Annotated in this window: 16 protein-coding genes; 2 read left to right on the plus strand and 14 right to left on the minus strand. The window is 58.1% G+C overall.

The features are described 5' to 3' along the window. Positions 1–68: 68 nt before the first annotated feature. Both ACVWY3_RS24935 and nifH read right to left on the minus strand, forming a co-directional pair. Positions 69–860: a nitrogen fixation protein NifQ gene (locus ACVWY3_RS24935; protein ID WP_456840827.1), complete on the minus strand. Its 792-nt coding sequence runs from the start codon at positions 858–860 to the stop codon at positions 69–71. A gap of 149 nt (positions 861–1,009) precedes the next feature. Further along, a complete protein-coding gene (gene nifH, locus ACVWY3_RS24940) occupies positions 1,010–1,894 on the minus strand; it encodes a nitrogenase iron protein (protein ID WP_283081979.1) in 885 nt (294 codons plus the stop codon). A gap of 556 nt (positions 1,895–2,450) precedes the next feature. Between nifH and ACVWY3_RS24945 the strand changes: the two genes are divergently transcribed. Both ACVWY3_RS24945 and ACVWY3_RS24950 read left to right on the plus strand, forming a co-directional pair. Beyond that, the gene (locus ACVWY3_RS24945) at positions 2,451–2,864 is read left to right on the plus strand and encodes an ArsC/Spx/MgsR family protein (protein ID WP_456840828.1); all 414 of its coding nucleotides are present in this window, start codon (positions 2,451–2,453) and stop codon (positions 2,862–2,864) included. A 444-nt stretch (positions 2,865–3,308) separates the two neighbouring features. Next, the gene (locus tag ACVWY3_RS24950) at positions 3,309–4,040 is read left to right on the plus strand and encodes an OmpW/AlkL family protein (RefSeq protein ID WP_456840829.1); all 732 of its coding nucleotides are present in this window, start codon (positions 3,309–3,311) and stop codon (positions 4,038–4,040) included. Between the two features lie 418 nt (positions 4,041–4,458). Here the strand turns inward: ACVWY3_RS24950 and ACVWY3_RS24955 are convergent, their stop codons facing one another. The 12 genes from ACVWY3_RS24955 to nifT all read right to left on the minus strand — a co-directional run bounded on the left by ACVWY3_RS24955 (position 4,459) and on the right by nifT (position 12,659). After that, positions 4,459–4,806 (minus strand): (2Fe-2S) ferredoxin domain-containing protein, encoded by a 348-nt coding sequence (locus tag ACVWY3_RS24955; RefSeq protein ID WP_456840830.1) that lies wholly within the window; start codon positions 4,804–4,806, stop codon positions 4,459–4,461. A 1,147-nt stretch (positions 4,807–5,953) separates the two neighbouring features. Further along, complete coding sequence (locus tag ACVWY3_RS24960) at positions 5,954–6,427, minus strand: Rieske (2Fe-2S) protein (protein WP_456840831.1); 474 nt, start codon at positions 6,425–6,427, stop codon at positions 5,954–5,956. Beyond that, positions 6,424–6,645, minus strand: coding sequence for a hypothetical protein (locus ACVWY3_RS24965; RefSeq protein ID WP_456840832.1), 222 nt, complete (start codon positions 6,643–6,645; stop codon positions 6,424–6,426). The genes ACVWY3_RS24960 and ACVWY3_RS24965 overlap by 4 nt, the downstream gene beginning before the upstream one ends. Before the next feature lie 361 nt (positions 6,646–7,006). After that, positions 7,007–8,161 carry a DegT/DnrJ/EryC1/StrS family aminotransferase gene (locus tag ACVWY3_RS24970; RefSeq protein ID WP_456843453.1) on the minus strand — a complete coding sequence of 385 codons (1,155 nt, stop codon included), beginning with the start codon at positions 8,159–8,161 and terminating at the stop codon, positions 7,007–7,009. Between the two features lie 41 nt (positions 8,162–8,202). After that, the gene (locus ACVWY3_RS24975) at positions 8,203–8,472 is read right to left on the minus strand and encodes a DUF6129 family protein (protein WP_456840833.1); all 270 of its coding nucleotides are present in this window, start codon (positions 8,470–8,472) and stop codon (positions 8,203–8,205) included. 34 nt (positions 8,473–8,506) lie between these two features. Further along, positions 8,507–8,866 (minus strand): DUF3024 domain-containing protein, encoded by a 360-nt coding sequence (locus ACVWY3_RS24980; RefSeq protein ID WP_456840834.1) that lies wholly within the window; start codon positions 8,864–8,866, stop codon positions 8,507–8,509. Next, positions 8,863–9,120, minus strand: a complete 258-nt coding sequence (locus tag ACVWY3_RS24985; RefSeq protein ID WP_456840835.1) for a nitrogen fixation protein NifZ — start codon at positions 9,118–9,120, stop codon at positions 8,863–8,865. The genes ACVWY3_RS24980 and ACVWY3_RS24985 overlap by 4 nt, the downstream gene beginning before the upstream one ends. Continuing rightward, positions 9,117–9,431 carry a nitrogen fixation protein NifZ gene (locus ACVWY3_RS24990; RefSeq protein ID WP_456840836.1) on the minus strand — a complete coding sequence of 105 codons (315 nt, stop codon included), beginning with the start codon at positions 9,429–9,431 and terminating at the stop codon, positions 9,117–9,119. Before ACVWY3_RS24990 ends, ACVWY3_RS24985 begins: the two co-directional genes overlap by 4 nt. 353 nt (positions 9,432–9,784) lie before the next feature. Next, the gene (locus ACVWY3_RS24995) at positions 9,785–10,009 is read right to left on the minus strand and encodes a 4Fe-4S binding protein (RefSeq protein ID WP_035730299.1); all 225 of its coding nucleotides are present in this window, start codon (positions 10,007–10,009) and stop codon (positions 9,785–9,787) included. A gap of 12 nt (positions 10,010–10,021) precedes the next feature. Continuing rightward, positions 10,022–11,578, minus strand: a complete 1,557-nt coding sequence (gene nifB / locus ACVWY3_RS25000) for a nitrogenase cofactor biosynthesis protein NifB (RefSeq protein ID WP_456840837.1) — start codon at positions 11,576–11,578, stop codon at positions 10,022–10,024. A 342-nt stretch (positions 11,579–11,920) separates the two neighbouring features. After that, positions 11,921–12,382, minus strand: coding sequence for an SIR2 family protein (locus ACVWY3_RS25005; RefSeq protein WP_456840838.1), 462 nt, complete (start codon positions 12,380–12,382; stop codon positions 11,921–11,923). A 52-nt stretch (positions 12,383–12,434) separates the two neighbouring features. Beyond that, positions 12,435–12,659: a putative nitrogen fixation protein NifT gene (nifT, locus tag ACVWY3_RS25010; protein WP_456840839.1), complete on the minus strand. Its 225-nt coding sequence runs from the start codon at positions 12,657–12,659 to the stop codon at positions 12,435–12,437. Positions 12,660–12,662: the final 3 nt, after the last annotated feature.

Below are 12,662 nucleotides of genomic sequence, written 5' to 3' on the forward strand. Positions count from 1 at the left end.
CTGGCCGCCGCCCCTCCTTCGACACACATGGTCAATCGCTCGCACTGAAACGGCGTCAGCCGCCGCCCTCAACCTCCCGCGCGGCTTACCAAATCCGGCGAGGCTTTCTCTGATGACGGGGCGATAGCGGACCTTTGTGGCAGTTCAGTTGGCCAGTCGCCGGCAACCACCGGCCGAGCCGCCTGCAACAGAAAATCGCGCCGGCGCTCGGCCATCCGACTCTCACCGCTTTCTTCGTCGAAGCAGATGTTGAAGTCTTCACATTGGTTGCACACGGGTGTTGTGCACATCACGAGGCCTTCATTCTCACAAAGCATGCGGTAGAAGAAGCGCTTCCAGCGCATATTGTTGACATTGCGTGCGGCGAGCGGCGCGAAATGGCGGCTCAGCAGCCGGGAGAGTTCGCTGCGGTTGCGCAAGCCGAGAGCTTGCCACAGATGGCCAGGCTCAATGGCGCGCCGCGCTATCATCGCAGCCAGCCAGTGGCCGATATCCCCTTCCATCGAGCGTTGCTCGAGCAAGAGGTCGCGCAGCATTGCGATCTCTTCGTCCTCTTCGCACTTGAAAACCGAGAGCCGCTCCGCGAGCTTGATCTCGACCGAGGGAAAGTACTGCTCCAGCAGGGCCGCCAGTTCAAGGCGGGACAGGCCGGTCTTCTCGGGAAGGAAGCCACCATCCATTGTGGCAGCCGCCAAGATAGACGCCAGGACATGGCGATCAAAATTGCTGTCAATAGCAATATCGGCATCTGCAGGAGGCACACCGGTGAGTAGGCGGTAGGTTGCAATTCCCCTGTGCATCTGACTGTTGGTATCAACGGCACAATCAGCCATCAACGGAAGGAAGTGCGATTGGGACATAATTTTGTGAGTTTCCACAATGGTCTGGCTTGCGCCGCCGCATCCTGGTTTTGATCAGGGTCGATCGTCAGAATGCCGGCCTCCCGGGATGGGCGGTGAGGGAGACCGGCATTCGTCGCGCACCTTCGCAAGGCCGCGACTCGCGACCTTTACGAGGCCGCGAGTTCGGCGGCGGTCTTGCCGATGATGGATTCGTCCACAGGCTTCATAATGCCATGCTCCATCAGCATGTCCTCGAGCTCGTCCATGGAGATTGGAGTCGGGATGATGCCTTTGCCGCCATTTTTGTGAACCTTGGTCGCAAGATTGCGATAGTGATCGGCCTGCTTGGAATCGGGTGCATATTCCAGCACGGTCATGCGGCGTAACTCGGCATGCTGCACCACGTTGTCGCGCGGCACGAAGTAGATGAGCTGAGTTCCTAGCTTCTTGGCCAACGCTTCCGCCAGCTCCAGCTCCTTGTCAGTCTGCCGCTCATTGCAGATCAGACCGCCCAGCCGCACACCGCCAGAGTTTGCGTATTTCAGGATTCCCTTGGAAATGTTGTTCGCGGCATACATTGCCATCATTTCACCGGACATCACGATATAGATTTCCTGCGCCTTGTTCTCGCGGATCGGCATCGCAAAGCCACCGCAAACGACGTCGCCGAGCACGTCGTATGAGACATAGTCAATGTTTTCGTAGGCGCCGTTCTCCTCCAGGAAATTGATCGAGGTAATGACGCCGCGGCCGGCGCAGCCGACACCCGGCTCAGGACCACCGGACTCCACGCAGCGAATGTCTTTGTAGCCGACCTTCATTACGTCCTCGAGCTCGAGGTCCTCCACGCTGCCGGCGCTCGCTGCAAGGCTCAAAATCGTGTCTTGCGCCTTTGCGTGCAGAATCAGCCGGGTCGAGTCTGCTTTCGGGTCGCACCCTACAATCAGGATTTTCTGCCCCATCTCAGCCAGCGCCGCCAGTGTGTTCTGCGAAGTGGTCGACTTGCCGATGCCGCCCTTCCCGTAGAACGCGATTTGTCTCAGTGAAGACATGTTGCTCTCCATCAACCGATTTGCCAAAAGTTGCGCGCTTCTTGCGCGCGAGCTTGTTTCTCTCTCAGAAACGGGGGCACACGGGTCCAAGGGAAGGAGCACATCGCTCGTCTTACGCGTCGGCGTGCGCTCAGCCCTCACTCAGTGTTGCTGCCGCTTATTAGCAACCGCCGTGCCAACGCTTGACCGCGATCCTTAAGCTTCTGATTACGTTTCTGAAAATCAACTAGCTGGTGAGCAAGGCCGCGGCTGTTTTGGATCTAACAAGATCTGCGCGGCTGTCAGAAAACTAACAACGACCACAACGATCAATGCGAAACGCCGATTTGCGCGACCTGTTCCGATGCCTTCAGGTGTGGAACGGAAGTTGCTCCGATACGACGACAGTGAGTATTCCGGTCGGGCCCGAAACCTGGCGCACCAGCGGCGAGGTCACATTACATGGCACGGCGCTTGGTGCGCCGACTTTGGGGATGATCGGCAAGAAATTGAACAGGCTCCCGAAGCAGCCGCGCCGTGCCAATCGTTCAGCTCAGCGCGCCTACAGAGGTATATCGTGGCGACGATCATGTTCTATCAGAAGCCCGGCTGCGCCACTAACGCGCGTCAGATTCAAGCGCTGAAGTCCGCCGGCCACGAGGTGATCGCCCAAGACATCTTTAAGGAGCCTTGGGATGCGGAGCAATTACGCCGCTTCTTCGGCAATATGCCCGTTGCCTCCTGGTTCAACCGGGCGGCGACACGTATCAAGTCAGGCGAGATCAATCCCGATACTATCGACGCGGCAAGCGCAATCGCATTGATGGTGGGCGATCCGCTCCTGATACGACGACCGCTGATCGACGTAGACGGGGCACGATGTGCCGGGTTCGATCATGAGCCCGTGCTGTCGCTGCTTGGCCGAAAGACGCAAGATGATCTCGAGGGATGCCTGCACGAAGCAAACCCCACGCGCTGTCCGCAGACCTGAGGAAACGAAGGAACGGCTCCCAGTCCATCAAACAAGCCAAAGATGACGTTTGCCACTTCCGGCTTCCTTCTTGGGCAAGAGGCGACGGGACCTTCGCTGAGACAGCCCGCGCGAGTGGCTGCCCGTAAGGGCGCATCGCCTATATTGCGCTCGATCGCCGCGCTGCTCGCTCTTGTGAGAGGCCGCGACCGCGCATGACGTCCGCGGTGGATTGGATCGAAGCACTAAGCCGAGATGCGGCTTCTTGAAGAGACGCGGCTCTCTTGGATTGAATAACGATCAGAACAGATCTCTACGCTTTGCCGCCGTGATCCTTATGCAACGTAGCGGCATAATTGCGCTCTGCTCGCTCCCATTTTGATCGGTATCAAATCCCCGCCATTAGCCTTGTGTGACAGAGATTTCGCGCGGCTCTTCGCGCGATTTTTTGGAATGGAGAATTCGATGAGAACAAGGACAGTTCTGACGAGGGCATCACTCCTCGCGCTAGCAACCTCGTTCGCCAACATCCCGGTACAGGCTGCAGATCTGGCCCGGGCGCCGATGTACTATAAAGCGCCCCCGATCCAATCCTTCAATCCATGGATGATCCGCCTGCGCGTACTTGGCGTCTTGCCGGATACCGCAGGCAGCTCAGTCAGCGTCGCCGGGGTACCCTCGCTGTCCTCACCAAGTTCTGGGCTTTCGATCAGCGATCAAGCCATACCCGAGCTCGACATCACCTATTTCTTCACAAGAAACGTTGCTGCCGAACTCATTCTTGGCGTGACCAGCCATCACATCAGCGGCAATGGCGCGCTCACTGGCCTCGATATCGGCAAAGCCTGGCTGTTGCCGCCAACATTGACCCTGCAATATCACTTCACCGATTTCGGCGCCCTCAAGCCCTATATCGGCGCGGGCATCAACTACACTGCGTTCTTCAACCAATCGGCAGCCAATACGTCGCTCGGCGGTCTTGCCGTTACGGAGTTGCGCATCAGCAACCAATTCGGCGCGGCGGTCCAATTCGGCTTCGATTACATGCTTGATCGTAACTGGGGCCTCAACTTTGACGTGAAGAAGCTATGGCTGCGGCCGGAGTACACCGCGACCGTAAACAATTCGATTCCCGTCACCGGGCGCGCCAACATCGACCCATGGCTCGTCAGCGGCGGCGTCACTTACAAGTTCTGACACTAGAACAGGATCAGAAAGGGGAGTCCCTTTGATCAACCCGGACGCGGCGAGCTCATCGAGCGCGTCCCCTAACCTCGCAGCGCAAGCAGAGCGAGATGACGCGTCAAGGGCGCGTCATTTCGCGAGACGCCGGGAGCCATTTGCAGCAATGATCTCGCTGTGAGCTACGGATCGCGCGACATGGAGCGACAGTACACAAGCAGATCGCCCAGAGTGCGCTCCGCAAACCCGCTATCTGCCGATTCGGCCGGAGAAGAAGGGCGGCACGCCGCGAAACGTCAATGACTTGCTGTTCTCATCCGGGGCGCGATAGCTACGCTCAATCTCAGACGATCTGACCTCCGAGCGGCCAGCTCATCGCCGGACAAGCCGTCAATGCTTGCTGGCCCGGGCAAGTGGCCGCTAGTGGAGGCGTCTAGCTTCGCTTTAACACCATCACAAGGCGGTCAACACGTTTTCCCTGCTTGAGGTGGGAGTTTACGATTTCGTCAACATCCTCAGGCGTGGTCGCGCGATACCACACTCCGTCAGGATAGACGACCATCAAGGGACCAGAGTTACAAAAGCCAAGGCACCCTGCCATCGTGAAGCCAATATCGTTGAGGCCTTCCGCTTCGATCGCCTTGGCCATTCGATCCCACAGGGCTTGCGCGCCGGAGGCGCCACAGCTGCCGTGCGGATGAGTTGGCGGACGCTGCGTGTTGCAGGCAAAGACATGATGCCTATAAAGTTGAGAAATCTCGAATTCGGTTTCTGTGTTCATGCGCCTTTCCTGTGATCAATGTGCTTCATCTGAGAAGAGGCAAGATGCGAGCACATCGCAACCCACAATCTCTTACGATTGAACGCCGCAGCGAGCAATTGGTGCTAATGATTTCAACTCGCGCTTGCCAAAACAGGCTAAATAAGTGAGCACCCTAGTGATTGTCGTCGCTGAAGATCAACCTCTTCTGCTCACCTCGATCTTTTTGCTCCCGCTTAACTTGCTCACCATCCAACTTCTCCGAAGCAAGTTGCACACCAGATGCGTAACGTTCGTTACTGCAACGATCTCTTGCTTTGCGCGACCTACAATTGTTACGAAGGTCGCGACAATGTCGTTCGGTTCTGTTTCGGACACGACAAACCTCGCGTAGCGGTTTGACCTCCCGCGTCAACCTTCTGCAATTCGTACGCAGAATAACGAGAAGCTCGGTTATTTTGCCCAGCTCTTGCGCTATCAAATCTTGGAATGAGCAGCGATCTTCATGACCCTCGAGCCGCCCAGCGAGAAGCTCGAGGATAGCGCGGTGAATCGAGCGCCGTGTTCTGCCATGGGTGCTGGCCGCATTGACTGGCGTGAGCCCACAGCATCTTTTTCGCCCTGAAGCTGGACGCTGCGCCGCGCCGCTGCCCATCTATCGTTTGCTCAACAGATAGCGCCTGTCGTGCGAGCCCAACGAGGCAGGGACTGACGATGGTGTCGCGATTCGCTAAGAGTGTCGCACGAACCGAGGTTTGGCATGGCAGTTGCAGCGCAGGCAACAACGCCAGCTGCACCGGCCGGCCTTCTGACACAGGATCGTCGTTCCTCATCCCCCAAACGATCCTGTCAGTCTGGGTCCCGCCATTCTCCAAGCCCAGACGATGCCCTCGGCGAACTTCCAGCCGCCGGGGGCATTTCCCCTGAAAGATATCGACAGCGATAGGAAGCATGTCCCGCCCGCCGGCCTCGATTTGACGAGCCAGCGCAAGAGCAGCTTGTTGGTGCTGCGGAGGTCGCGGAGTGCAGGTTCGCAACCGACGAGGTGCCTCTTATGTCTCACCAATCAAAAGCTGTGACACGCGTCTACCAACGCTCACGAGTATAACGCCCTCATTCGAGGGCAAAGCGCCTCAGGCAGTTGGAGTACAACAAAGCGATAGGCCCGTTAGTCCGGATGGATCGTGATATCCATGGTCTCGTCGCTGTCCCCGAAGAGGTCGGCAAACCGATCATCCTCGAGCAGCTTGACGCCGCACAGGCAAACGTCACCTTCGATCACGGCGAGCGCTACCGGCTCAAGCGATTGTCCATCACAGGGGCCGTCGATGCACATCCCAGTGTCGATCTCGAATCTCGCTCCGTGCCGGCCGCATCTAAGAAAGGAGCGGTCCGCCGAGAAAAACGTACCGGAGCCGATGTTCAGCCAGACGCGCTCATGCGGACAACGGTTCACGTAACCAAAATAGTCATTGCCGAAGGTGCGCACCACAATAATCGGAAACGGCCGGCTCTCGCCCCTATCGTCAATCCGCGACAGGCTAAAGCTCATGGCCCCACTCCGCTCGATGGCATCGGCCGGACAGACGACAAAAACCTCGATCTTACTGCTCATAAGGTTGCTGATTATAGGTTCGCTCATCCGGGCCTCGCACTTTCCTGCTTGAAGGCTTCGATCGCAGTCCGGCTCAGCTGAAAAATCCCACGACCACGAGCGAGCGCTCGATAGGCGGAGCGGGCACGGGTGTTGAGGACGTCAAACCACTGGTTCGGCGTGAGCTTCGCCGGACGCTCGCTGATTTGGATCACCCTTCCGTTCGGAGCGAAGCGGACGTGGATGATGACTTGTTGCGAGTTCATACCGATCCCCTGTTTTTGGTAACTCTAAACGATCCTGAGCGGACACTGAGACTCTCGACTTTGATGTGCTTGGTTTTGGGCACCTTGGCGCGTAGGCTCTCAAGCCGCGCCTTGGACGCGCCGCCTTCTCTGCTATCGAGCAGGTCTTCTTCGCGCTCGCTAGGAGCATTTTCCTTGCGGCCTTAAGACGAGTGCATGCCTCCAGCGGCATGCGGCGCGCTCCCGGCATGTGGGGCACGATGTATCCGACAACGCTGCCGCAAACGACGATTCTCGGTCCGTTGCTCGTTTCTTGCGATGAGACCTACCACGCACATCGCAATTCAACCCTCGTTGTTCGGTGCCGTGCATGACGATCATCTTAGTAAATCGCGGCACCCGCTCCCACGTTTATCGACGCATCTTTCATGGTCTCGACGATAAACTCGATCTGCTTGTTCGTGAGATGGGTGTGAAACGGAAGCGCAAGAGCGCGATCTGCTATTTTTTCCGCAACCAGGAAATCGCCACGCCGGTAGCCAAAGTCAAAGTAGTGGCGTTGCAAGTGCAGCGGTTGGCTATAAGCGGCGCATTCAACCTGCGCACCGCGCAGATCATCGATAATGGCGTCGCGCCCTGATCGCGTGAAGCGCGTCCCCAGATGAACGAGATAAAGCAACCAGTTCACCTCGGTCACATCGGGGCCAACATAAGGTGGCTTGATGCCCTCAAACGATTGCATATGCGTGTTATAGAGCTGCTCGACGAACCGACGCCGCTCCAGGATTTCGTCGAGACGCTTGAGCTGCGCCAGGCCCAAGGCAGCCGTGAGATCGCTCATGCCGGCCTGATACGGTGCCGTGCTACCGACAACAACGGAAGAGCGCTCGTCCAGGCGATGGGCGCGATGGCGACGCAAGCCGAGCGCGATGTCGATATCGTCGGTCACCACCATTGCGCCTTCGCCACAGGTTAGGGCCACCGGCTGACCAAAGTCGAACACCGCGATATCGCCAAACCGGCCGACGAGCTCACCCTTGTAGCTCGATCCGATCGCCTCGGTGGAATCCTCCAAAAGCAGCAGCTGATGGCGCTGCGCGACCGCGCGCAGCTCCGACCATGGCGCTGGATGACCGTTGGGATTGCCGACGACAATCGCCCGCGTGTTGGCCGTGATGCGCTCTTCGGCCTTCGCTGGGACTAATGCTCCCGACCAATAGTCGATATCTGCAAATACCGCTCGTGCGCCTGCGAGACTGATGGCGTGCGCGGTCTCACGAAAGGAGTAGGGCGAGGCGATAACCTCGTGCCCGGGGCCAATGCCGAGCGCCCTCAGCGCAAGGAGGAGCCCTATGGTACCACTCGAGACCGCAACAGCATATTTGCGACCAAGATAGGCGGCGAAAGCGTGCTCAAACGCCTCAGTAGTCCACCCGTTGGAGATTTGCGGCGAACACAGCAGCGTTTCAACTGCAGAGAGCTCGGCGAAGGTGATATCGGGATCTGACAGTGGAATGAATGATGTATTCTCCTCCACAGTGCGCGCGCCATCAAGCCGATACTCTGCTAGTGTAGTGCTCACCGCCCAACATTCCTTTTGGCCAATACGATGCCGGTCGCCCGCGTCGGATCGGCCGTAATCTGCACGCAGTGATCCGCTCCATCGATCAGATGAAGGTCGAAATGCGGAAACTGCCGGAAGGGCCGATCCGTCACATCCGACGCATCACAGCGCACCCAAGCAAGTTGCGGAAAGCGGCGGCGCAGCTCGACAAACGGACCCATCTCGGCGCCCTCGGCTGCAAGCAGCCGCTCAATTTCGATCACTTCCTCCGCGGTGAGCGCCATCGTGGCTCCTCTTTGACTCCTAAAAGGTGGGGCGTCATTGCCAAAACAGACGCTCGGGATCCGCATTCAATTCGTCGATTGCAGAAGTCAACCGATGGCAAAGGCTGTAAAATTCCCAGATTCCTCGCGCGTGGTTCTTGCGAAACAGCTTCCAGACCCCGCACACGGTATCATAAAGAATCAGCGCGACATCGATGAGAGCGCCATCCTTGGTGATGTTGCGCGAGCAACATGGGCTCTCGACGAGGTAGCCCCCCCTCACCGGCGTCACGTTCGGCGAGACGTAGAGATATCGCCTGCGTGAGCTCAAGCCGCGCTCGATCCGTTTGCGATCGAGCTCGTTGGGGTGAGGCACCAGCCCCGCCTTTATCTTTCTCATCAGGGCAGCATTCATGGCGAAAGTCTCCATTCAAAGCACTGTGATTCTTCCTCAAAACAGCGGATGAGCAGCTGCTTACCAAAATCGACAACGTAGATCGGCACGTTCGCTTCGGTATGGATCGCCACGTTGATAACCTCGCCGGTCGCTCCGGCGGCGAGCAAGACTCCCTCGGGCTCCGTATCGGGAAATGAGCGGTCGTTGACGAGGTCGACTGCGGTCGTGTCCCGCTCGCCACGCCGATATTTCGGAAAACCGCGCTGCGTCACGACTCCTCCGGCAACGGCAGATCATCGACCTCCTCGCAGGTGTCCACCGGTTCCAGTTCCCTGCGCTTCATGCCAACTCGGTAGCCGCTTTCGAGATATTCGACGCCGTAGATGTAGAATTGTTGCAGAAACGTGCCGATCGATACGACGTAACCCGCCTCTCCCTTCTTGACTAAGACGTCGCCAATCTCCTTGCCGCGATAGGTGCCATCATTGCGGATGGTGCGATTGGCTCGCACCTTTTGGCCAAAGCTGAAGACAGGCGGCTCGGTGAGCTCGACGACGTCGCTGTCGCGAACGATGCTGTTCATGTATCGCTCCTCATGCATCGCTCCTTGAGATGCGGGGGGCCGCCGCGGCTACCGCAGCCAAGATCCTGCATCACTTCATCATCACGCGGCATCGTTAGTTACATCGACGATGGCAGCCTGCCGAGAAGGGCGCTCTCGGCAGCGCGAGCCGCCTTTGCACAACCGCGCGCAATGAAATGCCCGCCAAGGCCGTGCTGTCGACCAGCTACAGCACGAACGCACGGCAATCCAGCGCAGTCCTCGTCCGTGATGGAGGACCGAACGTCGGCGCCTGCGCCGCCGCCAACGCGCAGCACGTAGCTAATGACGCTTTCTGAACCAGCTATTGGCATGCCACTCATGGGCCTCACGCTTTAAGCTGGCGCCTGGTAGCGAGGCAAGGATGTGTCAACCACGCAGGTGTTGTCGACCGGACAGGCGGCGACACATTGCGGCTCGTCGAAATGGCCAACACATTCAGTGCATTTCGCTGCTTCAATGACGAAGCTCCCCCCCTTCTCCGAGATGGCATCGTTCGGGCATAAGGGTTCACAGGCTGAGCAGCTCGTACACTGCGAGGCGACAATCTTGAATGGCACATATTCCCCCTTTTACGCTGCAAAGATCTCAGATCCTTGCCGGATCGCGGCGCCGCCGCGCTGCATGTGCTGGATCTCCCCGCGCTTCACCTTGTCCAGATAGGATTTGAACCAGGCGATCGCCGACTTTTCAATGAACTCATGGGCGTATTGATCGACGGGCTCGATCCCCGCCTCGATCAGTTTGCTTTTCGGGCAGCCGCCGATCTTGGACACGAAGACCGCATGGCAGTCATGGATGTCCCCCATGATGGCGGAAAGCCTGTTCTCCTCGCCATAACCACCCTGGCAGTAAACGTCCACGCGGCGGTGGCCGACAAATTTAGCGCCGGATGTAGAAAGTTCGTAAACCTGGAATTCCTTTGCATGCCCAAAGTGCTCGTTGATCAACCCCGAGCCCTTGGTTGCGACGGCCACTAGAAGAGTGATCGCGCTCATCTCTCCGGCACATTCGGCAAGCTCCTTTTGGCCGGCCGCGACTTTGGCGGCACGCTCACGCTCTACCCTGCTCTGATATGCCTTGCGCATGTCTAAGTCATATTGAACGTGCATTTTCATGACCTGATCGGTAGTGAACTCTGCGCTGCGATCCTCCCCGAGTAGACCGACCGCATCCGCGCGGCACTGGCGGCAATGCCGCATCATTTTTATCTCCCCTTCACAAGCATCTTGCAGCGCCTTCAATTCCCACGCAGTCGGTCCGCGCTGACCGTTGAGGCCAAATACGGTGCCGTGCTCGCGCGCAGAGATCAGTGGCATGATATTGTGAAGGAAGGCACCGCGCGACTTCACCGCCTTGTTGACCTCGACCAAGTGGCGGTCGTTGATGTTCGGAATCATCACCGAGTTGACCTTGCACAGGATACCTCGTTCGCTAAGCATCTCGAGGCCTTGCAGCTGGCGATCTGTAAGTATTTTTGCCGCGTCGATGCCGGTGTAGCGCTTGTGGTTGAAGAAGATCCACGGATAGATCTTGGCGCCGATTTCGGGATCGATCGTGTTGATGGTGATGGTGACGTGGTCAACTTTGGACCTGGCGATGGCATCAATATGGTCCGGCAGAGCCAGTCCGTTGGTGGACAAACAAAGCTTGATGTCTGGAGCCGCCTTGGCAACCAGCTCGAAGGTCTCGAACGTCTTTGCCGGATTGGCCAGGGGGTCGCCGGGACCAGCGATGCCAACGACCGTCATCTGCGGAATGGCGGTCGCGACCGCGAGCACTTTTCTTACCGCCTGCTCGGGCGTGAGCTTCTCGCTTACCACACCCGGACGCGATTCATTGGCGCAGTCGTATTTTCGGTTGCAGTAATTGCACTGGATGTTGCAGGCAGGCGCTACCGCGACATGCATGCGAGCGTAATGATGATGCGCTTCTTCGCTGTAGCAGGGATGGTTCTTGACCCTTTCCCAGATTTCGATCGGCAGATCGCCTTGCCCTGCCTGCGAGCCGCAGCTCGCCTGCCCGGTGTTGGCCGAAGCGCGGCAGCCCTTATGCTCGGCGGCGGACTTCATCTTGCCGCCATCCACTGCAGCTTTGACATATTTTCCGCGTCCGACGACCGCGTTCATTTTCATTTTTCCCTTCAGGCATCATCGGCCCCAAGACCATCCGTGAGCCAGCCTCAAGAAGCTGGGTAGCAACTTGCATGCCATGGCGGAGACGATGAAATTGCCGCCATACCTCCACGAATTAGCGGAAACGATGGGCGCTGACTCATGTAAGAACATGCAATGATGCGCTTGTTGTCAGTGCGACAGATACGTCGTCATTCTCACGCAGCGCTTCATGGCTTGCGCATTCATTCTCGCGATGAGCTCACCGGAACCCGGCTCCACTGAACGGATCTTCTCGCGTTGCGGCTCTCGCAAATAGCTCGACACGAGCTGGGGGATTCGGGCTTCACAAGGACGCTAATGCGTGATCAGTATCTCAACCGCGCAAGGGAGCCCGGTCGCAAGCGGTGTAAGGCCTTGCTCGAGTAGAAAGCGAAGCTCGTTGCGAGAGAGCGCGCCCGGATCCATGATCGCATAGTGGGTGTCGGCCGAGCGCTTGATGATCTGCCGGGCATAGCTACGCAAGGGCTGGTCGTTGAAGCGACAGCCGATGAAGAGAAAGGTCTGTCCGGTGTTCGCGTTTCCTTGATGATGTCCGGAATTGGTGTCTGAATGTCGATTTCGGTCAACGCCTCGACTGATCTCGATATGCTGCGCCCACGCATTGTCCCTAGCCCGCCGCGGCGGCGTAACCTTGCTCGCGAAGAAGCTGGCCAACGCCTCCGGCGTGGTCGGCATATCGGATCTGCGCGATTCGGCGAGGCTAGGACCGACATAGGGAATGGCGCGCGCGGCCCTCAGCCCGGCAGCGATGTCCACGAGCTCGCCTTTGCATCGGCACCATCGACAAAGTCGATCTGTGGAGGCGCCTTCACGGATCGTCCCCCTTCTCGCCCCGTTTTTTAGCGTTAATTGTGATCGGTAACGGTGTGCCGCTCGGCATCTCAGGCAAATCAAGCACCCAGCCATTAGCTACTTTGATCCAGCCGCCCCATAGCGTCTCGTACTCCGATTCAACGATTGGCTCTTCGAGATCCTTTTTTGGCACGTAGATCGACAGGCCAGCGTCCGGAGACCGGCGGATCATGATTTTCACGAG

This window comes from Bradyrhizobium sp. USDA 4486 (assembly GCF_054057995.1).

Bases quoted from the DNA above. Each gene is read 5' to 3' on its own strand.
- ACVWY3_RS24935 (WP_456840827.1), bottom strand. From the start codon at position 860: ATGTCCCAATCGCACTTCCTTCCGTTGATGGCTGATTGTGCCGTTGAT.
- nifH (WP_283081979.1), bottom strand. From the start codon at position 1,894: ATGTCTTCACTGAGACAAATCGCGTTCTACGGGAAGGGCGGCATCGGC.
- ACVWY3_RS24950 (WP_456840829.1), top strand. From the start codon at position 3,309: ATGAGAACAAGGACAGTTCTGACGAGGGCATCACTCCTCGCGCTAGCA.
- ACVWY3_RS24955 (WP_456840830.1), bottom strand. From the start codon at position 4,806: ATGAACACAGAAACCGAATTCGAGATTTCTCAACTTTATAGGCATCAT.
- ACVWY3_RS24960 (WP_456840831.1), bottom strand. From the start codon at position 6,427: ATGAGCGAACCTATAATCAGCAACCTTATGAGCAGTAAGATCGAGGTT.
- ACVWY3_RS24965 (WP_456840832.1), bottom strand. From the start codon at position 6,645: ATGAACTCGCAACAAGTCATCATCCACGTCCGCTTCGCTCCGAACGGA.
- ACVWY3_RS24975 (WP_456840833.1), bottom strand. From the start codon at position 8,472: ATGGCGCTCACCGCGGAGGAAGTGATCGAAATTGAGCGGCTGCTTGCA.
- ACVWY3_RS24980 (WP_456840834.1), bottom strand. From the start codon at position 8,866: ATGAATGCTGCCCTGATGAGAAAGATAAAGGCGGGGCTGGTGCCTCAC.
- ACVWY3_RS24990 (WP_456840836.1), bottom strand. From the start codon at position 9,431: ATGAACAGCATCGTTCGCGACAGCGACGTCGTCGAGCTCACCGAGCCG.
- nifB (WP_456840837.1), bottom strand. From the start codon at position 11,578: ATGAACGCGGTCGTCGGACGCGGAAAATATGTCAAAGCTGCAGTGGAT.